This is a genomic window from Candidatus Cryosericum odellii, from assembly GCF_003570935.1.
Classification (GTDB): Bacteria; Caldisericota; Caldisericia; order Cryosericales; family Cryosericaceae; genus Cryosericum; species Cryosericum odellii.
Map to the genome: position 1 here is coordinate 1 of NZ_QXIU01000222.1, position 219 is coordinate 219.

Here is a 219-nt window from a genome sequence, read left to right on the forward strand (position 1 = left end):
GATCTCCTCAAGATGTTTTTCAGAGATTTTTACTTTTTCTCTCAGCACGATATACCTCCTTAAATTGGAAGATTGCGAACTTTTTCACCTTGTTCATGTGTAATTGTATTTAGACTGAAGGATATATCAAGTGTTAGAATCAGTCCATCAAAACCATAATAACTGCCTCGACCTGGACATCCGCCGACAAGATATCCATGGGTTCCCGCCTACGCCGAA